We start from the raw sequence: 23843 nt of genomic DNA, 5'->3' as shown, positions 1-23843 counted from the left end.
CTGCCAATGTGGGTTGGCTAAATTATGAACAGCAAAGATCAACAGCAAAGATCAACAGGCCCTAATCAGTTTCAGGTAGCGGCAAGCTATGTGTTTGCTGAAGATGACTTCGTTGACGATGGCATCTCGCTAAGCTTGGCTTATGGCGATAAAAAACTGAAACAAACCCAGTTTCATGCAGCCATTGCCGTAGATGATAGTGTTAATGGACGCGATATCGTGCGTGCCATGGGGATGACCAAAGTAGGTGATACTCAGCTTGGTCTGTTGTGGCAAGATCAAGAAAATGTTGATGGTACTGGTCAAGCCGATGGGTGGGTCGCGAATGTGATTCAGCCGTGGCAGAATTTCAGTTTTAAATTCCAATATCAAATGATGGATTTTGACGATGGTGATAAATCAGCTATTGCCGCTGGCGCTGACTATAAACTCGGCGACAACACCACAGTTTACGCTTGGTATACCGGCCGTGATCTCGATAATATCGATGCACAGCAACGATACCTGGCGATTGGTATCGAGCACAAGTTTTAACTAGCAGCAAAGCAAGGTAAACTAATGCCATCAATTCCAACAGATGCAGATGATGGCGAACTTTATCTTTATCGCCGGCTACGTAGTCATTGGTTTACTGCTACAGCGTAGTCGGCAATTTCCACAAAATACCGGTCAAATTCTTAATGCCTACGTGATTTATGTGGCACTACCTGCCGTGGTGTTGCAGAAAATCCCTAGCCTAACCTTTGGCAAAGAGCTGCTTTACCCAGCCATTATGCCGTGGCTGTTATTAGTACTAACGGTGCCACTTATAATGTGGTTAGGTAAGTTGTTTAAGTGGTCGCGCAATACCTTGGGTGCCATGTTAATTGTCATCCCGCTTGGCAATACCTCGTTTGTTGGGTTTCCTATGATTGAGGCTTTTTTTGGCCCCGAGGGGATCCCATACGCACTGCTTTATGACCAACTAGGGTCATTCTTTATTCTCTCCATTTATGCCACCATTATTGCTGCGGTCTATGCTCATGATGAGGGGCAAGCAGCACAGCGACCTTCCTTGGCACAATTATTGATGAAAATCGCCAAATTCCCGCCTTTTGTTGCGCTTGTTGCAGCCTTTGCTCTAAGGCCCTTTAGTTATCCAGAAGTAGTGAGTAGTTTTATCGATTCGCTCGCCATTACCTTGGTGCCAGTAATCATGGTAGCGGTTGGTTTTCAGCTGAAATTCAGATTGCCACAAGAAGATCGAGGGCCATTGTACTGGGCTTTAGGTATAAAGTTAGTGCTTACTCCAATGATTGCCTTATTAGCTTTGTGGGCGTTTGATTTGCAGCAACTGGCGGTTCAGGTCACCATCATGGAAGCAGCCATGCCGGCGATGATTTCAGCCGGCGCGCTGGCTATTATGGCCGGCTTAGCGCCGATCTTATCAGCCGCAGTGGTGGGCTACGGAGTATTGCTGTGTTTTATCAGCTTGCCACTCTGGTTTTATCTGCTGCAATGGCTGGCTCAATCAATTTAGTCTCCAACCTTGGTGGCCTTAAACTCACCTTTGGCGACACGGACGTTAAACACCTGTTGTGGAGCAAGCTCAGCGGGGTCACGAATCACTTGGCCTTGGTCGTTCTGCAGCACCGCATAACCACGCGCAATAGTCTCTAAGGGGCTAACCACTTGCAGTGTTTGAATGGTGCTTTGTAGTCGCAGATGGGCTTGTTTTAGCACGCTGCGCATGGCGGTTTGTTGGCGCTGCTGCAATTGTTGCAATTGTAACTGCGCAGGTGCCAGTAGCCGTTTGGGATGAGCTGCTAGCAAACGTTGTTGCAGTTGTTGTTGATGTTGCTGATGCAATTTAGATTGCCGCAGCAGGGCAGATTGGGCACGGTTGCTGAGTTCATCTAAGCGTTGACTATTTTGCTGTAGCTGACGTTGGGGATGTTGTTGCTGTAAACGTTGCTGTAAATACCGTTGCTGGTGTTGCCAACTCGTCATTTGGGCCTGCCAAACGCGGGCTAAACGATGCTCTAAGTGAGTAATTACTTGCATGGTTTCGCGCTGATCACGGGTTACTAACTCAGCCGCTGCCGATGGTGTAGCTGCGCGTACGTCGGCGACAAAATCAGCAATAGTAAAGTCGACTTCATGCCCGATTGCCGCAATGGTCGGAATCGGGCAGGCAAACAACGCATGAGCCAGTTGTTCGTTATTAAAACACCATAAATCTTCTAATGAGCCACCACCGCGACTCACAATGAGTACATTAACCTCGTTTCGTGCGATTGCCCGTTGCAACATCTGTAGCAGCTCTTGCGGAGCACTTTGGCCTTGTACGCTAGCAGGGTAGATAATCACCTCTACCGCTGGGTCGCGGCGTTTCATTACGGCTAAAATATCGCGCACGGCCGCTCCTGTGGGGGAGGTGATCACGCCTACCCTATTAATGCGGGTCGGCAGTGCTTGCTTGGTTTGAGGATCGAACAAGCCAGCTGCTTGGAGTTTGGCTTTAAGTTGTTCGTATTGTTGCTGCAGGAGGCCGGCCCCAGCGTCTTCCATATGTTCTATGATCAGCTGATAATCGCCGCGCGGTTCATACACGGTCAATTTGGCCCGTACTAAAACCTGCATGCCTTGTTGCGGCTGTATCCGTACCCGTTGATTAGCATTGCGAAACATCGCTGCTTTAATTTGCGCACGCTCATCTTTTAAGGTGAAATACCAATGGCCAGAGCCAGGAGCGGCAAAGTTTGAAATTTCGCCAACCAGCCAAACCGAGCCAAAGCCCTGCTCTAATACTTGCCGAACTTCGCTATTAAGGCCATGTACGGTAAAGATGTGCGACTGCTGCATGATAAAACCCACTGGAAAGTTGAGAAATCAGTTTACTGAAAAGCGCTTTGCGAGTAAAATCTGCACGCAACATTAAGTCAGCCAGTGAGATGTTGCCATGCTACGAATTGCCCAAGAAGCTCTTACCTTTGACGACGTTCTTCTCGTCCCAGGACACTCCACCGTTTTACCCCATACAGCCGATTTGCGCACGCGTTTAACGCGCTCGATTGAATTGAATATTCCCCTTGTGTCAGCGGCCATGGATACGGTAACCGAAGCAGCATTAGCCATTGCTCTAGCGCAAGAAGGCGGGCTAGGCTTTATCCACAAAAATATGACCATTGCTGAGCAAGCCGCACATGTCCGTAAAGTTAAAAAATACGAAAGCGGTGTGGTTTCAGACCCAGTAACAGTTACTCCCGACACTACTTTAGGTGAAATCAGAGCGCTGGCCATCGAGCATGGCTTTCATGGATTTCCTGTGGTTGCAGAAAGTGGTGAGCTAGTAGGTATTATCACCGGTCGAGATACTCGCGCTGAAAAAGATGATAGCCGCTTAGTTAGCAGCATCATGACCCCTAAAGACAAATTAATTACCGTGAAAGAAAATGCTGGCAGTGATGAAATCTTAGGTTTGATGCATCAACACCGCGTAGAAAAAATCTTGGTCGTAAACGACGATTTTCATATGCTTGGCATGATCACCTTGAAAGATTTCACCAAAGCTGAAAACAAGCCTAACGCCTGTAAAGACGATTTAGGGCGGTTACGAGTGGGTGCTGCGGTAGGTGTGGGTCCAGGTACAGAAGAACGCGTAGCGGCATTGGTTGAAGCCGGGGTAGATGTACTGTTGATTGATACCTCTCATGGCCATTCACAAGGGGTTATTGACCGAGTGATGTGGGCACGCAAAACTTACCCAGACTTGCAAATCATCGCAGGTAATGTGGCAACGGGTGCTGGGGCGAAAGCCTTGGCTGATGCCGGGGTAGATGCGGTAAAAGTTGGGATTGGTCCTGGCTCGATCTGTACTACGCGCATTGTTACCGGTTGCGGTGTGCCGCAAATTACGGCTATTTCAGACGCCGTAGACGCACTTAAAGGAACCAACATTCCGGTTATTGCTGATGGCGGGATTCGCTTCTCTGGAGATATTGCGAAAGCTATCGCTGCTGGAGCTGATTGCGTGATGGTTGGCAGTATGTTGGCGGGTACTGAGGAGTCACCCGGTGAAGTAGAGCTTTATCAAGGCCGTTACTACAAATCCTATCGTGGCATGGGCAGTATTGGTGCTATGAATCAGCGTCACGGCTCGTCGGATCGTTACTTTCAAGCAACGAACGAAGCAGAAAAACTGGTGCCTGAAGGGATTGAAGGTCGCGTTGCGTACAAGGGACCGATTGCCACTATTATTCATCAACAAATGGGAGGTTTACGTTCAGCCATGGGCTTAACCGGCTGTGCCACCATGAAAGAAATGCGCACCAAACCGCAGTTTGTCAAAGTAACAGCGGCGGGTATGGGTGAATCCCATGTGCACGATGTGCAAATCACCAAAGAAGCACCTAACTACCGGATGGGATAAGCAATCATGCAAGATATTCATGCGCATAAAATATTAATTTTAGATTTTGGTTCGCAGTACACTCAGCTGATTGCTCGCCGTATTCGTGAACTAGGTGTTTATTGTGAACTTTGGGCTTGGGATGTGAGCGAAGCTGATATCCGCGAGTTTAAGCCGAACGGTATTATCTTGTCAGGGGGGCCCGAATCTGTCACTGCAGCTGACTCTCCGCGCGCACCTGATTACGTGTTTAACGCTGGGGTACCGGTATTTGGTATCTGTTATGGCATGCAAACCATGGCGGCCCAGTTAGGTGGTCAAGTGCAAGGCTCTAGTGAGCGTGAATTTGGCTATGCGCAAGTAGAACGTATTGCGCCCTGTCCACTGTTTCATCACATTGAAGATAGCGTTCACGAAAGCGGCAATCCTAGCATTGATGTCTGGATGAGCCATGGTGATAAAGTGATTGAAATGCCACCGGGTTTTACCCTTGTGGCGCAAACACCAACCTGCCCGATTGCGGCTATGGCCGATGACACCCGCGATTTTTATGGTGTGCAGTTCCACCCCGAAGTAACTCATACGCGCCAAGGGATGCGGATGCTAGAGCACTTTGTGGTAGAAATCTGCGAGTGTGAACAAAACTGGACGCCGGCACACATTATTGATGATGCAGTTGCTCGAATCCGAGCCCAAGTAGGAACCGGAAAGGTGGTGTTGGGCTTATCCGGTGGGGTAGATAGTTCGGTTACTGCCATGCTGTTGCACCGTGCCATTGGTGACCAGTTAACCTGCGTCTTCGTTGATAACGGTCTGTTACGCTGGCAAGAAGCAGAGCAAGTTATGGAAATGTTTGGTGACCACTATGGTCTAAATATTATTCATGTTGCTGCCGAAAATCGTTTCTTAGATGCCCTTGCTGGTGAGCAAGAGCCCGAGGCTAAACGTAAAATTATTGGTCGTGTGTTCGTTGAAATATTTGATGAACAGGCGAGTCTAATTAAAGACGTATCTTTCTTAGCCCAAGGTACGATTTATCCGGATGTGATTGAATCGGCTGGCTCGAAAACGGGTAAAGCCCATGTGATTAAATCTCACCATAACGTAGGTGGTTTGCCGGCCGATATGAAGCTGAGCTTGGTGGAGCCATTACGTGAATTATTCAAAGACGAAGTGCGTAAAATTGGTCTTGAGTTAGGGTTGCCATATGACATGCTTTATCGTCACCCCTTCCCAGGACCAGGCTTGGGCGTAAGGGTCTTGGCTGAAGTTAAGAAAGAATATTGCGACTTGTTGCGTCGTGCTGACCACATCTTTATTTCAGAATTACGCAAAGCTGGTTTGTACCATGAAGTAAGCCAAGCTTTTGCGGTCTTCTTACCGGTACGTTCAGTTGGCGTTATGGGTGATGCTCGAAAATACGATTGGGTGATTGCACTACGCGCCGTAGAAACGATAGATTTTATGACCGCACGCTGGGCACATTTGCCATACACTCTGTTAGAAACCGTATCTAATCGTATTATTAACGAAATTGATGGTATCTCACGGGTGGTATACGATATTTCCGGCAAGCCGCCAGCTACCATCGAGTGGGAATAGGCTAAGATGCTGCGAGTTCTGCTTAGCTGTTGCTGGTTGTTATTGATAGTTGGCTGTACGCCAGCTCCAGAGCCCAGTCAGCTAGAGCAAATCAAAGCCCGCGGCGTATTAAAGGTAGGGACCTTGATGGGTCCCTCAACCTATTACCTTGATGCCAATGGCGAAGCAGGCATTGAAGCGGCCTTGGCGCAGCAATTTGCTGATGAACTCGGCGTAGCCCTAGAAATGGTGCCGCGCTATAACGTCAAAAACTTACTCGATTTACTGGCTAACAACGAAGTAGACCTGTTGGCAGCTGGGTTAGATCGTACTCCCCAACGCGACCAACTGTTTCGTTTTGGCCCTCCTTACCTTGAGGTAAGCCAGCGAGTCATTTACAAACAAGGCTCGCGTGATCGGCCGCGCAGTTTAACCGAGCTAGATGGTGAACTGGTGGTGGTGGCTAACAGTAGTCACCACGATTGGCTGCAAAGTATTAGTAGTGATTATCCTGAGCTGAAATGGCGCGCGACTGATGATCAAGACACCCAAGAGCTTCTGCGCCGCGTCATGTTAGGTGAGATCGACTTTACCATCGCGGACAGCAATACACTTGATATCCAACGTCGTTATTACCCCAATCTAAGCGTGGCCTTTACGGTACGAGACCGAGTTGATGTGGGCTGGATGCTAGCATCCCAGGTGGATGGCTCTCTTTATGCTGAAGTGATTGATTTTTTTGGTGAACTGCGTGCGTCAGGCCAGTTGGCACAGTTGATGGACCAGCATTTTGGCCATGTTGCTAACTTTAATTACGTGGATGCTAGTTTGTTTATTCAAGCAGTAGAAACTACCTTACCGCGTTACCGCGAGATGTTTGAACGCCATGCAGGTAGTCTCGATTGGCGTTTATTGGCCGCTATCAGCTACCAAGAAAGCCATTGGAACCCGCGTGCTTTATCGCCAACTGGGGTTCGCGGCATGATGATGCTGACCCTGCCTACGGCTAAGGCTATGGGCGTAACCAGTAGACTTAACCCCGAGCAAAGCATTCGTGGCGGAGCACGCTATTTTGAGCGAATGCTGCAGCGAATTCCGGCCCGTATTCAACATCCTGACCGCATTTGGTTTGCGTTGGCTGCCTATAATATTGGCTTTGGCCATCTTGAAGACGCACGGATTTTGACTCAGCAGCAGGGCGCCGATCCTGATCGCTGGATAGATGTGAGAAAACGTCTACCTTTATTACGACAGAAAAAATATTACCGACAAACCAAGTATGGTTTTGCTCGAGGTGATGAACCGGTGCGGTATGTAGGAAACATCCGTCGTTATTATGATACCTTGATTTGGCTTGATAGCCGTGGACGCATTCCAGCCAAACCCATGCAAATTCTGCTTCCGCAAGGTAGTGGTGACGAGATGAACTAATGCGTAGAAACCGTCGGTTGGTGTCGCCTGAAAGACGCCGTGCTTTGCTAAGAAAACGTCATCGATTACAACTGGAGCGCCGCCAAAAGTGGTTCCGGTTGTGTGAGAAAACTGATAATTGACCCTCGATAATTTGGAGAGAGATCTGTGGAAATAGTACGTGGCGCTCCGGCCTTGTCAGAATTTCGTACCGAAAAGCTATTGCAACGATTACAGGCTGCTGAGCTTCCGGTTACCGAAGTTTATGCAGAATTCATGCATTTTGTAGATGTAGCCCAAGCGCTCGACGATGCGTCGCGTGAGGTATTGGGGAAATTACTCAGTTATGGCCCTTCGATGGCGCAGCACTTGCCTGAGGGTAGCTTACAAGTGGTGGTGCCACGCCAAGGAACGATCTCACCTTGGTCATCAAAAGCAACGGACATTGCGCATAACTGTGGGTTGACCCAAGTTAAGCGCATCGAACGCGGTATTGCCTACTACCTCAGTGGTGAGCTGAGTGTTGAGCAATTAGCTCAGGCAGCCGCTTTGTTGCATGATCGTATGACCGAAATGGTGTTGGCAGAATTGCAGCAAGCAAGCATCTTATTCGAACATGCCGAGCCGGCTCCACTGCAAAGTATTGATATTTTAGCTGGTGGTCGAGCAGCCCTGGCACAAGCCAACGTGACCATGGGGCTAGCGCTTGCGGATGATGAAATTGATTATTTGTTTGAGAATTTCAGTGCGTTAAAGCGTAATCCAAACGACATAGAACTCTATATGTTTGCACAAGCAAACTCTGAGCATTGTCGCCACAAAATTTTTAACGCCGATTGGACTATTGATGGCGAGCAGCAGCTTAAATCATTGTTCAAAATGATTAAGAACACCTACGAAACGCACCCTGAAAACGTGTTGTCGGCATATAAAGATAATGCTGCGGTGATGGTAGGGTCTGAAGCTGGGCGCTTTTACCCATACCCAGCCGGCAGCGCCGCCGCAGGTGAATACAGCTATTTTCATGAGCCTATTCATATTTTAATGAAGGTGGAAACCCATAACCATCCTACAGCCATTTCACCGTATCCGGGTGCCGCCACGGGGTCTGGGGGCGAGATTCGTGACGAAGGTGCAACGGGGCGCGGCTCGAAGCCTAAGGCCGGGTTGGTTGGTTTTACCGTGTCTAACCTGCGTATTCCTGGCTTTGAACAGCCTTGGGAAGAAGACTTCGGTAAACCAGAACGGATTGTTACCGCACTGGATATTATGCTCGAAGGACCCTTAGGTGGCGCTGCTTTTAATAATGAATTTGGCCGCCCAGCTTTAACAGGTTATTTCCGTACCTATGAAGAAAAAGTAACCAGCCACAACGGCGAAGAAATCCGTGGTTATCATAAGCCTATTATGATTGCCGGCGGTATGGGGAATATTCGCGAGCAACACGTTGAGAAGGGTGAGATTCCGGTCGGCGCCAAGCTTGTGGTATTAGGCGGCCCGGCCATGAATATCGGTTTAGGTGGCGGTGCGGCATCATCGATGGCATCTGGTACCTCTACCGAAGATCTCGACTTTGCTTCGGTTCAGCGTGATAACCCAGAAATGGAGCGGCGCTGCCAAGAAGTGATTGACCGTTGCTGGCAACTGGGCGACAAGAACCCCATTGCATTTATTCACGATGTAGGCGCTGGTGGTTTGTCGAATGCCATGCCAGAGCTGGTGGGTGATGGTGGCCGTGGTGGTATTTTTGACTTACGTAAAGTGCCCAACGATGAGCCAGGTATGTCGCCGCTCGAGATTTGGTGTAACGAATCGCAAGAACGCTACGTGATGGCTATTGCGCCAGAACATATGGATGTTTTTGAACAGATTTGTCAGCGTGAGCGGGCGCCATTCGCAGTGATTGGTGAAGCCACTGAAGCGCAACATTTAACCATGACAGATCCGGTATTTGCTAATAAGCCCATTGATTTGCCACTGAACGTGCTACTTGGTAAACCACCGAAAATGCATCGTGACGTAAGTTCAGCGCAAGTTCAGGGACAAGCGCTTGAAACCAGCTCAATTAAGCTTAACGACGCCGCCAAGCGCTTGTTACGATTGCCAGCGATTGCAGAGAAAACCTTCTTGATTACCATTGGTGATCGGTCTGTGACTGGTTTGGTTGCGCGTGACCAAATGGTGGGACCATGGCAAATACCTGTAGCCGATGTGGCGGTAACTGCTGCTAGCTACGATACCTATGCCGGTGAAGCTATGGCCATGGGTGAACGCACACCACTGGCGTTATTAAACTACGGCGCGTCTGCACGGATGGCCGTGGGCGAGGCTTTGACCAACCTTGCTGCCGCTGATATCGGCGATTTAAGTTTTGTAAAATTGTCGGCAAACTGGATGGCTGCTGCTGGTCACCCAGGCGAAGATGCTGGTCTCTATGAAGCAGTCAAAGCGGTCGGTGAAGAACTTTGTCCAGCGCTTGGAATCACCATTCCGGTGGGTAAAGATTCGATGTCGATGAAGACTCGCTGGCAGGATAGTGCCGGTAATGAACAAGCAGTAACCGCACCGCTGAGCCTTGTCATTACTGCCTTTGGTCGCGTACGTGATGTGCGTCGAACGCTAACCCCGCAGCTGCGGATGGATAAAGGCGACTCTAAATTAGTCTTGATTGATTTGGGGCAAGGGCAAAACCGTCTGGGTGGTTCAGCGTTAGCCCAAGTTTATCGTCAGTTAGGTGATGTCACGCCTGACGTGGATGACGCCGCCTTGCTGAAAGGCTTCTTCAACGCCATCCAACAACTGGTGCACAACAAGCAATTACTGGCCTATCATGATCGCTCTGATGGTGGTTTGTTTGTGACGGTGGCAGAAATGGCCTTTGCTGGTCATTGTGGGGTTGAAGTAGCCCTTGATGAAGTTGGTACAGACGATCTTGCGGCACTCTTTAGTGAAGAATTAGGCGTTGTCATTCAGGTAACTGTTGAGGACTTGCCGGCAGTGCAGGCAGTATTTGCTGAACATGGGTTAGCTGATTGTGTGAAGGTTATCGGTCAGCCTGTGCGCGAAGATGTGGTGCGATTTAATCGCAATGGACAAGAAGTGCTGTCTCATTTGCGTAGTCACTACCGTGCTGTGTGGGCAGAAACTACTCATCAGATGCAGCGTTTACGAGATAACCCAGAGTGCGCTGACGAAGAGTTTGAAGCTAAGCAAAACCTTAATGATCCTGGTTTGTTTGCCGAACTGACGTTTGATGTGGCTGAGGACATTGCGGCTCCGTACATCAATACAGGGCGTGATCCTGTGGTGGCTATTTTGCGTGAGCAAGGGGTGAACTCGCACATGGAAATGGCCGCAGCTTTCGATCGCGCCGGCTTTGCTGCGATTGATGTGCACATGAGTGACATTTTAAGCGGTCGCATCAGCTTAGATAAGTTTGATGGTTTAGCTGCTTGTGGCGGTTTCTCCTACGGTGACGTACTAGGTGCAGGCGAGGGTTGGGCGAAGTCGATTTTATTTAATGGCCGTGCCCGCGATGAGTTCAGTGCTTTCTTTGAACGCCAACGCACGTTCGCGCTAGGGGTGTGTAATGGCTGTCAGATGTTATCAAATCTGAAAGAACTAATTCCTGGTGCAGAAGCTTGGCCACGTTTTGTTACTAACCGTTCAGAGCGGTTTGAAGCGCGTTTTAGCTTGGTTGAAGTGCAGCCTAATGACTCGTTGTTCTTCTCTGGTATGGCTGGCTCGAAAATGCCAATTGCGGTATCTCATGGTGAAGGGCGGGCTGAATTTAGTGGCAACAACCTAGAGTTAGTACAGCAACAGCAATTAGTGACCTTGCGCTACATTAATAATAAGGGCCAAGTTGCTAGCAGCTATCCGGCTAACCCCAATGGAACCCCAGCAGGGATCACCGGGTTAACTACCAGCGATGGTCGAGTGTCTATTATGATGCCGCATCCAGAGCGGGTATTCCGAACTGTGGCTAATAGCTGGCATCCGGAAGAATGGGGTGAAGATAGCCCGTGGATGCGTATGTTCCGTAATGCTCGGGTCTATCTAGGCTAAGATAGTCCTGCGTAGGACACCAGCAAAACCCGAGATCATGTAAGCAGCTGTAGACGCTTACTTGGTCTCGGGTTTTTCGTTATTGGATCGGTGTAATTTCTCAGCCGCTTGTTGCGCGCGGCGTTGTTTAAAAAAATCCTTTAATTGCTGCGCACAGCTATCTGCTAGTACGCCACCTATAACCTCAACCTGATGATTCATACTGCTGTGGTTTACTACTTGGATGGCGCTACCCGTTGCGCCTGTACGCGGATCGCTGGCGCCAAACACGAGAGTTTTGATGCGGGCATGAGTGATCAGCCCAGCACACATTGCGCAGGGCTCTAGGGTCACATATAAAGTCGTGTCTACCAGGCGATAATTATTTAGTTTTTGACCAGCTGCGCGAATCGCCATCACTTCTGCATGGGCGGATGGGTCATGCAAATGAATCACTTGGTTAAAGCCTTCACCGATAATTTCACCTTGTTGTACTAAGACAGCCCCCACGGGGACTTCACCCAAGGCTTGAGCCTGCTCGGCTAGTTGGCGTGCACGTTGCATAAAATGCTGGTGCTGTTGGTTGGAGTCGAGCATAGATAGAAAGACGCTTCGTTGTAAAATGATGGCCTATCATAAAAAAAAGCCCCCGCAGATGCGAGGGCTTGTTTCAACTATAGCGTTATTAGGCTTAGAAATCGTATTTAAAGCCTAAACGGATGCTCCACAATGATGGTGCACCTGAACGACCTTGTACGCCGTCAATACGTGAGCTCAATGACTCAAATACATATTGGTTTTGGTCGTTAATTGATACGTTAGCTACGCCAATTGAACGAGGGAAGCTTGCTTCATACAACACGCCCCAATCATCGTTTAACAGGTTAGTTAAGTTATCAACCACAAAGTACAGGCTTGATTTGTGACCATCGGCAAAACCAGGTAGGTCTTGTTCGAATTTGAAGTCAACTTTGTGCCACCAGCTGCTGTAGAACTCGTTACGAGGTGCAATACCACCAGCGTACTTGTCTAAGCCAGCTTCTTCGATAAAGGCAAAGAATTTGTCAGTATCAAAGCCAGCAGCAAAGATTGCATTCGGGTCAGTTAAACCCGTTGGTACGTATAACAATGCACGAGCAGAGCTAGTGATATCACCGAACACGTTACCGTTCATAGTGTAGCTGTACGGACGACCTTTGTTAGCGCTACCGAATAAGCTGAACTTAGTATCGTAACCATCTAACCACTCAGTGGTGTAGGTAGCACGGAAAGTAAAGCGGTGTGGAATTTCGTAGTTAGAAGTTGCCACGCCTGGGTTTTGTAAATCAGCAGCCGCTACGTTGGTGTAGTTTGAGTAAGCTACCGAGCTGGTCATTGGGTTAACGTCTTCAGCTTTGTTCCAAGCGTAAGCCAAGGTCCAGTCTAAACCAAAGTCATGGGATTTGCTTACCGCCAATGACAATGAGGTTTGCTTACCAGAGTCACCATCAACGTTGGTTAACAAGAAGGCATCAGAGCCTGAACCGGCATAGATTGGACGACCGTCTGGAGCTGTATCCACTTGCGTACGGCGTAAGTCTTTGATGATTGCAGCATTGTCTTTTTCAGTGTGCAACAAGTCAGCCATGAAAACATAGCCGTTATCAAAGGCGTAGGTGGCACCAATGGCATATTTCCATTCTTTAGGTAATTCAAAGTTAGGATCTAATGCGTTAACAGGGCCAACACCAGCAGCGTTTGCTACTTCGTCATACATGGACTGTGGAATGTCGATTAATGGATTACCAGAGCCAGTGTGAGGGATATCAAACAGGCTGCCACCATTTAAGAACAGGTTTGATTCGTACAAGCTCACGCCGTTGTTTGAGTAGTTGTTAGACAACCAAACGTTCGGGTTACCGCCAGAATACAAACCAATACCACCACGTACTTCAAGCTCTGGGCTTACTACCCAGTTCACGCCTAAGCGTGGCTGTACTAAACCTTCACCGTCTAAAGTAGCGGTGTTGGCGTAGCCATAAGTGCTTTGGAAGTTAGCGTTCAGCGCTGGCTCATCACTGGTGGTGTACCAGTCATAACGTAAACCAGCAGTTAAGGTTAAGTCTTGGTCGATAAAGTAGTATTCATCTTGTGCATACAAGGTGTTTACTGAGTACTTGAATTGACCAGCACCATCATTTGGATCGTTACTACCAGCGGCGTTTTCATAGATCACGCGGCTAGGAGTACCAGCTTCAAAGGCATCGATAGAGGCAAACCGGAACTCACCTTGTGCTTCTTGAATAAACAAGTTGTACACGTCGTAACTTTCGCGCTCATAACCGAAGGTGAAAGTATGATCTTCATACAAGTAAGTACCAGCAACTTTGAAGAAAGTTGTGTCGTAGTACAACTTGTTGGCATGACGAGAGTCGTCAGCACCAAGATAAATAGTGTTGCCATTGTGGCGGATTTGAACTTCACCTACTTCAGTACCGCCAAGTGGGTTAACGCGAGCGTCTAACTCAGAGTAACCAGCACGAATTTCGGTAGAGAAGTTGTAGGTCCAGTCTGAGTACAACTGTGCTACATAAGAAGTGAATTTAGAACCGCGCTCATAGAAGTGGTTAGAGAATTCTAGTTCGTTGTCATCACCGTCAGACTCAGCGATAGAGTAACCGTCGTTGTAGTTGTAGGTAAAGGCCGCACGATGCTGGTCATTAATGTACCAGTCTAATTTCGCTAAGAACTTCTCGTCTTCTACTGGAATACTAGCTGGGAAACCGCCTGGCTCGAAGCCGTAAACATCACGGGCGATGTTAGCAATTCGGTCAAGATCTGCTTGCGTAACGCCTAGTACTGGCGTGGCTGCAGAGCCATCTTCTGGGCCGCGATCGAACGTATCAGCGCCTTCTAGTTTTTCATAAGCAATGAAGGCGAAAAGTTTATCATCAATTAATGCGCCACCACCGTTGAAACCGTAACGACGTTCATTGAAAGCACCTACGTTGATCGAGTCACCTTCAAGCTTATCGCCTTGCAGGCTGTCGTTGGTGTAATCAAAGAAAACGCTACCAAATAGCTCGTTTTCACCTGATTTGGTTACGGCGTTGATGTTACACGCGGTAAAACCACCGTATTGCACGTTAAAAGGAGCTAACTCTACTGCTACCTGTTCAATAGCATCATAAGAGAAAGGCATCCGCTCGGTAGGGTAACCACTTGAATTCAAACCAAAGTTATCGTTCATGCGCACGCCGTCAACAGTCAAGCTGTTGAAACGCGGGTTAGCACCGGCGCACTGAATGTCACGTGCGTTAGTTTCATTGATATAGATACGCGGGTCATTACGTACAATATCTTTGATGTCGCGGTTTACTGTAGGAGCACTTTGCAAATCAGCTAGGCTGAAGGTTGCAGTTGGACCATTAGTACCAGAAGTCGTAGTGAGTTGCGAACCAGTGACAGCAATGCGTTCTACGGACTGCTGAGGCACTGCCACGCTTAAGTTTTCGGTCTCGCCCAAGGTTAAGAAGACGTTCTCAATAACCTCGCTGTTACCCATCGCATCGGTGACAGTTAACGTGTATGGACCACCTACGGCAAGGCCGCGGGCAGAGAACAATCCATTGTCGTTAGCTGAAAGTGTACTAGTAGTACCGGTGCGTTCATCCTTTAACGTTACCGTTGCATTCGCGATAGCTTGTCCGGTTGCTTCGCTCGTTACCACACCACGAATACTTGATGTAGTTTCTTGCGCAATGGCCGCTGAGGAAATCCCGATAGCCAAGGCAACTGCGGCGGCTATACGGCTGGGTTTACTATTGAACATGATGTTGTTTCCCTAGTTGTGTTAAACAAACAGTTTTATCAATAAAAAAGTTGGGTTGCGAAGTGTAGGTAATAACTATGACAAATTGATGACTTTGTCGTTTAAAAAAAGCCCCCGCATTGCTGCGAGGGCTTCTGTATTGCTAAATTAGAAACGATAGCGAACACCAATCTTGGCCTGCCATGATGAGCGAGTAGGCTCATAACGGGTAGGCGATTGGTTCAATACGTCCCAGCCGTCGCCACTGTTATATGGCCGACCATAAACGTAACGGCCTTGATCGTCGATATTGACAGAGGCGATTTGACGCGCGTTATCACCGAAAGGTAAGACGTGCTTCTGGCCTGCATCTTTATCGAACAGAGCAATCAGGTTACGAACGTTGATGTAGAACTCGCCCTTATGGCCGTCAACAAAACCTGGAATCTCTTGCGAGAATTTAAAGTCTAGGTTGGTGGTCCAAGGAGCACGACGAGTGTTACGTGGAGCGTAACCGCCAGCATATTGATCAAGACCCGTTTCTGCTAAGTAACCAGCAAAAGTGTCATAGTCTAAACCGCCGGTGTATACCACGTTCGGATCATCGGCACCTGTTGGAATGTACGGCAAGTAGCGAGCAGTACTTTCGAAGGTTGATTGGTCACCAAACTTGTTGAAGCGGAAGGTGTCTAGCACATAACCCCATGGACGACCTGAGTAACGTTCCCAGAATAAGCCAAAGGTAGAAGTGTAGCCACTGAACAATTCAGTTTTGTAGGTGATATCGGCCATCAAACGGTGTTCAACCATGTACGATGCCGTACCGGCTTCAACATTGTTCGGGTCGATAGCAACTGGGTAACGGAAGTTAGATACCGCAGTGCTTGAACTACCTGCTACTGCTTCTTGTACGTCTTGGTTGGTGTAGCTAGTACGTAAGCTTAAACCGTTGTCCCAAGCTTTACCAAGAGTTGCAGTAAAGATACGGCTGTTACCACCGTCACCATTGGTCAACATCAGGTCATAACGCTCAACGCCGTTATCATCGCCTGGAGCCATTGGTTCGTGGTCATCTAATGGATCGTCAACAACATAAATTGGACGGCCGCCGTCAGCAGTAGTTACCGGGTTACCGTTTTCGTCAAGTAATTGACGACGCGCTAAATCTACCCACTGCACGTCATCTTTACGACGGCTGTAGATGTATTCTGCACTCGCAAACCACTCTTCGCCCATGAATGGGATATCGAAGCTTTCGAAATCAACCGCTAAGCTGGCGCGCCAGTCGGTTGGTAACTCGAAGTTTGGATCGATAGCATTTACGTAACCGTCTTGAGTTAATGATTGTTGTACTAACTCAGGAACAGTCGTTGGGTCTACGTTGTTGCTGTAAACCGAAGATGGCAAGCTGCTGGTATTGAACTGCGAGAATGCCATACCGCTGTTGGTATACGAGTTGGATACCCATACGTTTGGACGACCACCGCCGTAACGACCGAAGCCACCACGTACTTTGATATCGTCAGCTGCTTGGTATTTGAAACCAAAGCGCGGCAAAATTAAGTCTTTACCGTCTAAGTTTTCAGTGTTGGCGAAGCCATAACGCTCAGCAAACAATGGGTTATAAGTTGGCTTGTCTTTTGCGAAAATACGCTCGTAACGCACACCAAACGTTAACTCAAGATCCCAAGTAGGAGCCCAAGTGTCTTGCAGGTATAGCGCTTGATAACCTTGAGTAAAGTCGGCCGCAGCATCGTTTACGTCACCGGTTAAGCTGCCCGCGTAATAGAAACGGTTAGCAGTTTTGTTACGGAAGTTATCTAGGCTCCAGAATTCCCATGAACCCAACGCGTTCTGTACGAACAAGTTGTAGATATCAGTAGAAGAGTACTGGTAACCAAATGACAACGCGTGGTCGCCAATTAAGTATTCACCGTTTAATTGCAATTCTAAGGTGCTGTTTTCACCGTAGTTAGCATGGCGTGAGTAGTCAGGACCAAAAGTGATTTCGTTACGGTCGCCATCTACTTGGACAGTAACAGAACCCATGGTGCGGCCGTTCATTGGCTCTTGCAAAGCTTCAACATCTTTGTACGACAATTTCATGTCAGTTGAGAAGTTAGAGCTCCAGTTTGAGTACAGCTGCAACGCGTAAGCATTTAAGGTTTGCTCGTTGTTGTACCAGCTAGAAGATAAAGCTAATGAGCTATCGCTACCGTAATGGCCACGAATTGAGTTACCTTTGGTAGCCTGATAAGTAAAGGCTGCACGGTGCTCATTGCTGATGTTCCAGTCTAATTTCAACAACAATTTTTCGTCGTCTTCTTCAGCTGGCATGTTCCAGTCGCCAAGTTGGCTATCGGTTAAGCCGTATACTTCACGAGCGATAGATAAAACTTCTTCTAAAGCTTCTTGAGATACATTGGCAATGTTAGATGCATTTGAGCCGATAGGACCACGATACGGGCTTTCTGATTCGCTCGATTTTTCGTAGTTAGCGTAGAAGAATAAGGTGTCTTCGATGATTGGACCGCCGATACCGATACCGTAGGTTTTCTCATCATAATCTACGTTTGGTACGCCAGAGCCTGGCTCATAAATAGATTCGCTAGGGTTACCAGCTAAAGAATCGCTAGTGTACTGAACGAATACAGAACCTTTTAATTCGTTGGTACCAGATTTGGTTACCGCGTTAACTTTAGCACCAGTAAAGTTGCTTTCTTTAGCGCTAAACGGCATCACATCAACGTTAATTTGTGCAATAGCGTCGATTGAAATAGGTGAACCTTGGGTTGGGTAACCGTTGTTGTTCAAACCGAAATCATCGTTCTGGCCGATACCGTCGATAGTGATTGAGTTGTATTTTGGGTTGTTACCAGCAACAACTAATTGGTCGCCGTCGCCAAGCTGAGTGGCTAATGGGTTCAAACGAACGATTTCTTTTAAGTCACGGCCGTAAGTAGGCAGTGATTCAATTTGTTCTTGGCCAAACGAGCTTGAAGAACCGTTGTTCATTGAAGCATAGTTGATGGCGCGACCAGTAACGCTGATACGCTCAGCAGCTTGAGTCTCAAGTTGCGCATTCAAACGGTAAGTTTCGCCTAATTTCAGGTAAACTTCTTCGTAGGTGGCGTCACGGTATACGTCTGAGTCTAAGGTTACACGGTAAGGACCGCCAACACGCAGACCACTGGCAATAAATGAACCTGATTCGTCAGTCGTTACTTCTAAACGACTGCCTGAAGGCATGTGTTCGATTACTACTTTGGTGTTGGCTGCGCCAGCACCTTGTGGACCGACAATAGAACCACGCATTGCTGCAGAGGTATCTTGTGCAATAGCAGTTGCTGAGACTAAGCCCAATGCAACGGCGATAGCACTGGCGGTGCGTGTTAATCGCATAGATGTACTCATCTTTATTTCCTGGGTTGGTTGCTTTTAATAAAAATCGAGTTAAGGCATAACCGCTTGTTTTGACGCCTTAATGACATTCGTGCGCATTTATAGCACGCAGATATGTCAAAAATGTGACAATATTTTACGCAATTTTCTTTTCAATTGCATCGTTAAATTAGAACCTTTATTGTTTTTATTTGTCTCAGTTCTCCCACTAACGGAAATCATCAAGTGAAAAAGTCAATCTTAGTGCCTGTTATAGCGGCATTTGCAGTAGTTTTGACCGGATGTGATATGGCCAAACCAGAACCTGTTGAACCGGTAAGCTTACGCGTGGCAACCTTCAATGTCAGTATGGATGCTTCCAATTATCTACCGAACGACAAATTGGTCGCGGAAGGGGCCGGTGCATTAACCCATGCGCTTGCTGACCAACATCCACAAATTCAAGCAATAGCCGAGATCATTCAACATGTTCGGCCTGATATTTTGGTACTCAATGAATTTGACTATGTGCCAGCTGAGCAAGGCATAGAGGTATTCTTAAAAGACTATCTGGCGCATAGCCAGCGTGGTGAGTCTCCGATCGATTATCCGTACTACTTCATTGCCCCAGTGAATACCGGTGAACCTAGCCCCTTTGACTTGGATCAAGATGGCCATGCTAGCGGTGTAGGCAACGATGCTTGGGCGTATGGCAATTATCCAGGACAATACGGGATGGTGGTGCTGTCTAAGTATCCCCTTGCTGATGAAGCGATTCGTACGTTTCGCAATTTCAAATGGAAGGATATGCCGGGCGCGCTGCAGCCACTTAAACCCGGAACTCAAGAACCTTGGTACCCAGCCGCAGCTTGGCAAGAGTTTCCGTTAAGCTCAAAATCTCATTGGGATGTGCCGGTCATGGTCGGTGATTTTGCTTTGCACTTGTTAGTGAGCCATCCTACGCCGCCGGTGTTCGACGGGCCTGAAGATCGAAACGGCCGTCGCAATCATGACGAAATCAGATTCTGGGCTGATTACCTCCAGCCGCACCTCAGTGATTACATCTACGACGATCAGGGTCGCAGCGGCGGTTTAGCTCCACAACAGCGGTTTGTGGTAGCGGGCGATTTAAATGCGTCAGTGGAGAGCACCGATAATTATCCTGGCACTATTGCGCAGCTGTTGCAGCACCCGGCGGTTCAAGCAGAGCCCACGCCAACCAGTGCTGGCGGCAGCGCTCACACCCCGAACAATCCTCATGCCGCAACTCATACGGCCGGATGGCGTAAGCGCGCTGATTACGTGCTGCCATCAGTCTATGGTACGCGGGTGATTCAAAGTGGTGTGTTTTGGCCGACAGTAGGACAACCCAAGGCAGATTTAGTAAGTGAACGGCAACGCTCTTCAGACCATCGATTAGTTTGGGTGGATCTGCAACTTATTGCCGCAGAATGAAATAAATGTCATCTATTTGCAGCATTTTCATAAAAGTGTCATAAAGTATCTGAATAATTGGCGCTGTTGGAAAATAACAGGTAACGCACATGTCTAGAAAGATACTGATTGTTGAAGACGAAGCTCCGATTCGTGAGATGCTGAGCTTCGTCATGGAGCAGCACGGCTATCAAGCTGTGGAGGCGGGTGACTACCAAACAGCCCTAGAAAAAGTGGTTGAGCCCTTCCCTGATATGATTTTGCTGGATTGGATGATTCCTGGTGGGTCTGGTATTCAGTTAGCGAAAAAGCTAAAAGGCGATGATTTTACCCGCTCGATCCCGATCATCATGCTAACGGCACGAGGCGAAGAAGAAGATAAAGTACGTGGGTTAGAGGTGGGTGCCGATGACTACATGACTAAACCTTTCTCGCCAAAAGAGTTAATGGCCCGCATGCGGGCGGTGTTCCGCCGTGTCGCGCCAACTGCGTTAGATGAGCCGCTCGAGGTAGAACATTTGAAGTTAGACCCAGTATCGCATCGCGTGAGTGCTTTTAATGACCGTTTAGAAATGGGCCCCACCGAGTTTAAATTACTGCACTTTTTTATGACTCATCCAGAACGGGTTTATAGCCGTGAGCAACTGCTAGACCATGTGTGGGGCACCAACGTTTATGTCGAAGACAGAACCGTTGATGTGCATATACGACGTTTGCGCAAAGCGTTAGAATTGCATGGTCATGATCGCCTCATTCAAACCGTACGGGGCGTCGGTTATCGGTTTTCAAAAAACTAAACAGCGATAGACAAGCGGATGCGCACCAATGGATAGACGCTACTCGGTTTTCTTTATTCTACGGGGCTTACTGTGGTATGTGCTGCCGTTAGCGGTCGTTGGTGCGTTGTTTGATGTGTTTTGGCCATTGATGGCCATCGCTTTGTTTATGCTGGTGGCTTGGCATTATTATTATCAATACAAATTGGTGGATTGGCTGTGGCATCGACGCACCTTGTTACCGCCAAATGCTCCCGGCAGCTGGAGCTATATCTACGATGGCATTTATCGAACCCAGCGTCGTAGTCAGCAACGCCGCCGCGCCCTCGCTAGGTTACTGCGCCGTTTTCGTGAAGCCTCAGAAGCCATACCCGATGCTGCTATCGTGTTTCGTAAAGATGGTAGCCTCATTTGGTGTAACAAGTTAGCGCAATTCTATTTCGGCCTGAAATGGCCGGCCGATACCGGTATCCGTTTACCTAACTTAATTCGTCATCCTGAGTTTGTTGCTTATTTGCAAGCAGGCAACTTCAACGAAGATATGCACCTTGCCTCGCCTGTTCGTGAAGAAGTTGAGTTAGAAGTTCGCATCATGCCGTACAGTGATGATCAGTACTTACTGATGGCGCGCGATGTAACTCAAATTAAGCGCTTAGAACAGATGCGTAAAGAGTTTGTCGCAAACGTATCGCACGAACTAAAAACGCCACTGACCGTATTGCAAGGTTATCTCGAGATGCTTGAGCAACCGGAGTCGATGCCGCCAGCGATGCTCAGCAAAGCTGTGCGAGACATGGACGCGCAAAGCACGCGCATGCGCAACCTAGTTGACCAATTGTTATCGATGTCGCGTTTAGATGTTCATCGGACGGATATTTTTGAGCGCAAAGTGGATGTTCCAGCCATTTTTCGGCAGCTAAAACTCGATGCCGAACGTCTTAATCAAGACAAACAGCACAGCATCGAATTTGATATCGCTGAGGTGAGCATGTTTGGCATTGATGATGAGATGCGCAGCGCCTTTGCCAATCTAGTCACTAATGCTATTCATTACACGCCACCGGGCGGGCACATCAAAGTACGTTGGCAGCCAGTGGCTAACAGCATGGAGTTTAGTGTTACTGATAATGGTCCTGGGATTGGTGGTGAACATATCCCGCGTTTAACCGAGCGCTTTTATCGGGTAGATAAAGATCGTAATAGCAAAAAGGGTGGTTCAGGGCTAGGTTTAGCCATAGTGCAGCAAGTGCTTGAGCATCATCATAGTAAGCTTCAAATAGATTCGCAGCTGGGGCGAGGGTCTAAGTTCTGGTTTCGGATTTCAGAAGAGCTTGTCATAAAAGCATCATAATTTCGTCATAGTTGTCATTAAACTGTCACATTGACGACTTAAACTCTCCGGTATGAACTCAAAAAACTGGTGTCACTTAGATTGACTAAGATGAATACAAGACAACTCTCGGAGTTATTATGAAACTTAAATCTGCAATGATTGCCCTTAGCCTAAGCGCGGTTGTGAGTGCTGGAGCTTACGCACAAAAAGCAACAGATGACCTACCTGAATATGAAAAAGTAAGTGGCCTATCAGGCAACTTATCATCGGTAGGTTCAGATACTCTGGCGAACATGATGACCTTTTGGTCGGAAGAATTTAAACGCATGTACCCTAATGTAAACATGCAAATTCAAGCGGCCGGATCTTCTACTGCGCCACCAGCGCTGACTGAAGGTACTTCAAACTTTGGCCCTATGAGCCGTGCTATGAAGGCGAAAGAAATCGAGGCCTTTGAAAAACGTCATGGCTACAAGCCAACCCCAGTGCGTGTTGCTATCGATGCGCTAGCGGTGTTTGCGCACAAAGATAACCCGATTGAAGGTTTAACCATTGCTCAAGTTGATGCGATTTTCTCGAGCACTCGTTTATGTGGTGCCAACGAAGAAGTTCGCCGTTGGGGCGACCTAGGTTTAACTGGCAGCTGGGTGAACCGTGATTTGCAAATTTACGGTCGTAACTCAGTATCAGGAACCTACGGCTACTTCAAAGAGGTTGCCTTATGTGATGGCGACTTCCGTAATAACGTTAATGAACAGCCGGGTTCTGCATCGGTAGTACAGTCGGTATCAACATCGCTTAATGCCATTGGCTACTCAGGTATTGGTTACATGACCTCTGGTGTTAAAACGGTGCCTTTAGCTGTTGAAGAAGGCAGTGAATATGTGGATGCAACTACTGAAAATGCATTAGCCGGTAAATATCCGTTAGCACGCTTCTTGTATGTTTATGTCAATAAGCATCCAAACAAGCCGCTTGACCCAGCAACCGCCGAATTCTTAAAAATGGTTCTATCTAAGCAAGGCCAAGAAATCGTTGATAAAGACGGGTACATCCCAGTACCACGTGTGGTGGTAGAGCAAGAACTTGAGCGTTTAGGCTTAAATTAAGCATTGCCCAAAAATCCCTCAGCCAAGGCTGGGGGATTTTTTTATGTCCGTAACAAAACTCCCCTTTAAATGGAAAGGTTACGCATGATGGGTTGTTGCAGAGAAATGAGTGTTTCAGTGGCTTGAACTTCCGCAATAGCCTGAATTTTATTGATCAATAAATCTTGCAGTTCGCTGATGGATGGCACCATCACTTTAATAAAAATACTGTATTGGCCGGTGGTGTAGTGCGCTTCCACCACCTCAGGTAAAGCCTGTAGTTGCTTTAATGCGCTTGGGTAATCGCCTGCTTTAGCTAAATTAATACCAATAAAGCAACAAACATCAAAGCCTAACTGTTTGGCATTAACATGCACGTGAGTGCCACTAATAATGCCGGCTTGGCGCATTTTTTCAACGCGTACGTGCACCGTTGCAGGGCTCACCTGTTGCTGCTTAGCGATTTCCGCATAACTGGTTTTGGCGTTCTGTTGCAAAGTACGCAAGATGTCTTTGTCTAATTTGTCGATCATTTATTTGGCTCGTAGTTAAAGCATGCGATATTAGATAATATCTATTAAAATAGGCTTTTTATCAACATTATCTATCGCCT

General features: G+C 47.8%; 15 protein-coding genes. 10 read left to right on the top strand and 5 right to left on the bottom strand.

Annotated elements, in window-relative coordinates; translation table 11 throughout:
- The first annotated feature begins 24 nt into the window (after positions 1–24).
- The gene (locus NOG12_RS09150) at positions 25–534 is read left to right on the top strand and encodes a porin (RefSeq protein WP_313933066.1); all 510 of its coding nucleotides are present in this window, start codon (positions 25–27) and stop codon (positions 532–534) included.
- Between the two features lie 43 nt (positions 535–577).
- The gene (locus NOG12_RS09145; RefSeq protein ID WP_313933065.1) at positions 578–1519 is read left to right on the top strand and encodes an AEC family transporter; all 942 of its coding nucleotides are present in this window, start codon (positions 578–580) and stop codon (positions 1517–1519) included.
- Here the strand turns inward: NOG12_RS09145 and xseA are convergent.
- The gene (gene xseA, locus NOG12_RS09140; protein WP_313933064.1) at positions 1516–2844 is read right to left on the bottom strand and encodes an exodeoxyribonuclease VII large subunit; all 1329 of its coding nucleotides are present in this window, start codon (positions 2842–2844) and stop codon (positions 1516–1518) included. The genes NOG12_RS09145 and xseA overlap by 4 nt on opposite strands.
- A 97-nt stretch (positions 2845–2941) precedes the next feature.
- On the opposite strand from xseA, the gene guaB reads away from it, so the two are divergent.
- From guaB to purL, 4 genes are all read left to right on the top strand, one after another.
- A complete protein-coding gene (gene guaB / locus NOG12_RS09135; protein WP_110076102.1) occupies positions 2942–4411 on the top strand; it encodes an IMP dehydrogenase in 1470 nt (489 codons plus the stop codon).
- 6 nt (positions 4412–4417) lie between these two features.
- Positions 4418–5992, top strand: coding sequence for a glutamine-hydrolyzing GMP synthase (gene guaA, locus NOG12_RS09130; RefSeq protein ID WP_153826182.1), 1575 nt, complete (start codon positions 4418–4420; stop codon positions 5990–5992).
- Between the two features lie 6 nt (positions 5993–5998).
- The gene (gene mltF / locus NOG12_RS09125) at positions 5999–7402 is read left to right on the top strand and encodes a membrane-bound lytic murein transglycosylase MltF (protein WP_153826181.1); all 1404 of its coding nucleotides are present in this window, start codon (positions 5999–6001) and stop codon (positions 7400–7402) included.
- 147 nt (positions 7403–7549) lie between these two features.
- On the top strand, positions 7550–11449 hold the full coding sequence (gene purL, locus NOG12_RS09120; RefSeq protein WP_313933063.1) for a phosphoribosylformylglycinamidine synthase: 3900 nt from the start codon (positions 7550–7552) through the stop codon (positions 11447–11449).
- Positions 11450–11506: 57 nt separating this feature from the next.
- Here the strand turns inward: purL and tadA are convergent, their stop codons facing one another.
- The 3 genes from tadA to NOG12_RS09105 all read right to left on the bottom strand — a co-directional run bounded on the left by tadA (position 11507) and on the right by NOG12_RS09105 (position 18632).
- The gene (gene tadA / locus NOG12_RS09115; protein WP_313933062.1) at positions 11507–12025 is read right to left on the bottom strand and encodes a tRNA adenosine(34) deaminase TadA; all 519 of its coding nucleotides are present in this window, start codon (positions 12023–12025) and stop codon (positions 11507–11509) included.
- A 94-nt stretch (positions 12026–12119) separates the two neighbouring features.
- Positions 12120–15239 carry a TonB-dependent receptor gene (locus NOG12_RS09110; RefSeq protein WP_313933061.1) on the bottom strand — a complete coding sequence of 1040 codons (3120 nt, stop codon included), beginning with the start codon at positions 15237–15239 and terminating at the stop codon, positions 12120–12122.
- A gap of 147 nt (positions 15240–15386) precedes the next feature.
- Positions 15387–18632 carry a TonB-dependent receptor gene (locus NOG12_RS09105; RefSeq protein ID WP_313933060.1) on the bottom strand — a complete coding sequence of 1082 codons (3246 nt, stop codon included), beginning with the start codon at positions 18630–18632 and terminating at the stop codon, positions 15387–15389.
- Positions 18633–18908: 276 nt separating this feature from the next.
- Between NOG12_RS09105 and NOG12_RS09100 the strand changes: the two genes are divergently transcribed.
- The 4 genes from NOG12_RS09100 (at position 18909) to NOG12_RS09085 (ending at position 23251) form a co-directional block, all read left to right on the top strand.
- A complete protein-coding gene (locus NOG12_RS09100; RefSeq protein ID WP_313933059.1) occupies positions 18909–20054 on the top strand; it encodes an endonuclease/exonuclease/phosphatase family protein in 1146 nt (381 codons plus the stop codon).
- Positions 20055–20143: 89 nt separating this feature from the next.
- On the top strand, positions 20144–20830 hold the full coding sequence (gene phoB / locus NOG12_RS09095; RefSeq protein ID WP_110076109.1) for a phosphate regulon transcriptional regulator PhoB: 687 nt from the start codon (positions 20144–20146) through the stop codon (positions 20828–20830).
- Positions 20831–20858: 28 nt separating this feature from the next.
- Positions 20859–22160, top strand: coding sequence for a phosphate regulon sensor histidine kinase PhoR (phoR, locus tag NOG12_RS09090; RefSeq protein ID WP_313933058.1), 1302 nt, complete (start codon positions 20859–20861; stop codon positions 22158–22160).
- Positions 22161–22297: 137 nt separating this feature from the next.
- Complete coding sequence (locus tag NOG12_RS09085; RefSeq protein ID WP_369744196.1) at positions 22298–23251, top strand: PstS family phosphate ABC transporter substrate-binding protein; 954 nt, start codon at positions 22298–22300, stop codon at positions 23249–23251.
- Between the two features lie 65 nt (positions 23252–23316).
- Here the strand turns inward: NOG12_RS09085 and asnC are convergent, their stop codons facing one another.
- Positions 23317–23763 carry a transcriptional regulator AsnC gene (gene asnC, locus NOG12_RS09080; RefSeq protein WP_313933057.1) on the bottom strand — a complete coding sequence of 149 codons (447 nt, stop codon included), beginning with the start codon at positions 23761–23763 and terminating at the stop codon, positions 23317–23319.
- Positions 23764–23843: the final 80 nt, after the last annotated feature.

It is taken from the genome of Pseudidiomarina fusca (genome assembly GCF_032227045.1).
GTDB classification, from domain to species: Bacteria; Pseudomonadota; Gammaproteobacteria; order Enterobacterales; family Alteromonadaceae; genus Pseudidiomarina; species Pseudidiomarina fusca.
This window is presented reverse-complemented; position numbering and strand designations above follow the sequence as displayed.

Coding starts and splice junctions, on each gene's coding strand:
- NOG12_RS09150 (WP_313933066.1), top strand. CDS start 25: ATGAACAGCAAAGATCAACAGCAAAGATCAACAGGCCCTAATCAGTTT.
- NOG12_RS09145 (WP_313933065.1), top strand. CDS start 578: ATGCAGATGATGGCGAACTTTATCTTTATCGCCGGCTACGTAGTCATT.
- xseA (WP_313933064.1), bottom strand. CDS start 2,844: ATGCAGCAGTCGCACATCTTTACCGTACATGGCCTTAATAGCGAAGTT.
- guaB (WP_110076102.1), top strand. CDS start 2,942: ATGCTACGAATTGCCCAAGAAGCTCTTACCTTTGACGACGTTCTTCTC.
- guaA (WP_153826182.1), top strand. CDS start 4,418: ATGCAAGATATTCATGCGCATAAAATATTAATTTTAGATTTTGGTTCG.
- mltF (WP_153826181.1), top strand. CDS start 5,999: ATGCTGCGAGTTCTGCTTAGCTGTTGCTGGTTGTTATTGATAGTTGGC.
- tadA (WP_313933062.1), bottom strand. CDS start 12,025: ATGCTCGACTCCAACCAACAGCACCAGCATTTTATGCAACGTGCACGC.
- NOG12_RS09110 (WP_313933061.1), bottom strand. CDS start 15,239: ATGTTCAATAGTAAACCCAGCCGTATAGCCGCCGCAGTTGCCTTGGCT.
- NOG12_RS09105 (WP_313933060.1), bottom strand. CDS start 18,632: ATGAGTACATCTATGCGATTAACACGCACCGCCAGTGCTATCGCCGTT.
- NOG12_RS09100 (WP_313933059.1), top strand. CDS start 18,909: ATGGCCAAACCAGAACCTGTTGAACCGGTAAGCTTACGCGTGGCAACC.
- phoB (WP_110076109.1), top strand. CDS start 20,144: ATGTCTAGAAAGATACTGATTGTTGAAGACGAAGCTCCGATTCGTGAG.
- phoR (WP_313933058.1), top strand. CDS start 20,859: ATGGATAGACGCTACTCGGTTTTCTTTATTCTACGGGGCTTACTGTGG.
- NOG12_RS09085 (WP_369744196.1), top strand. CDS start 22,298: ATGATTGCCCTTAGCCTAAGCGCGGTTGTGAGTGCTGGAGCTTACGCA.
- asnC (WP_313933057.1), bottom strand. CDS start 23,763: ATGATCGACAAATTAGACAAAGACATCTTGCGTACTTTGCAACAGAAC.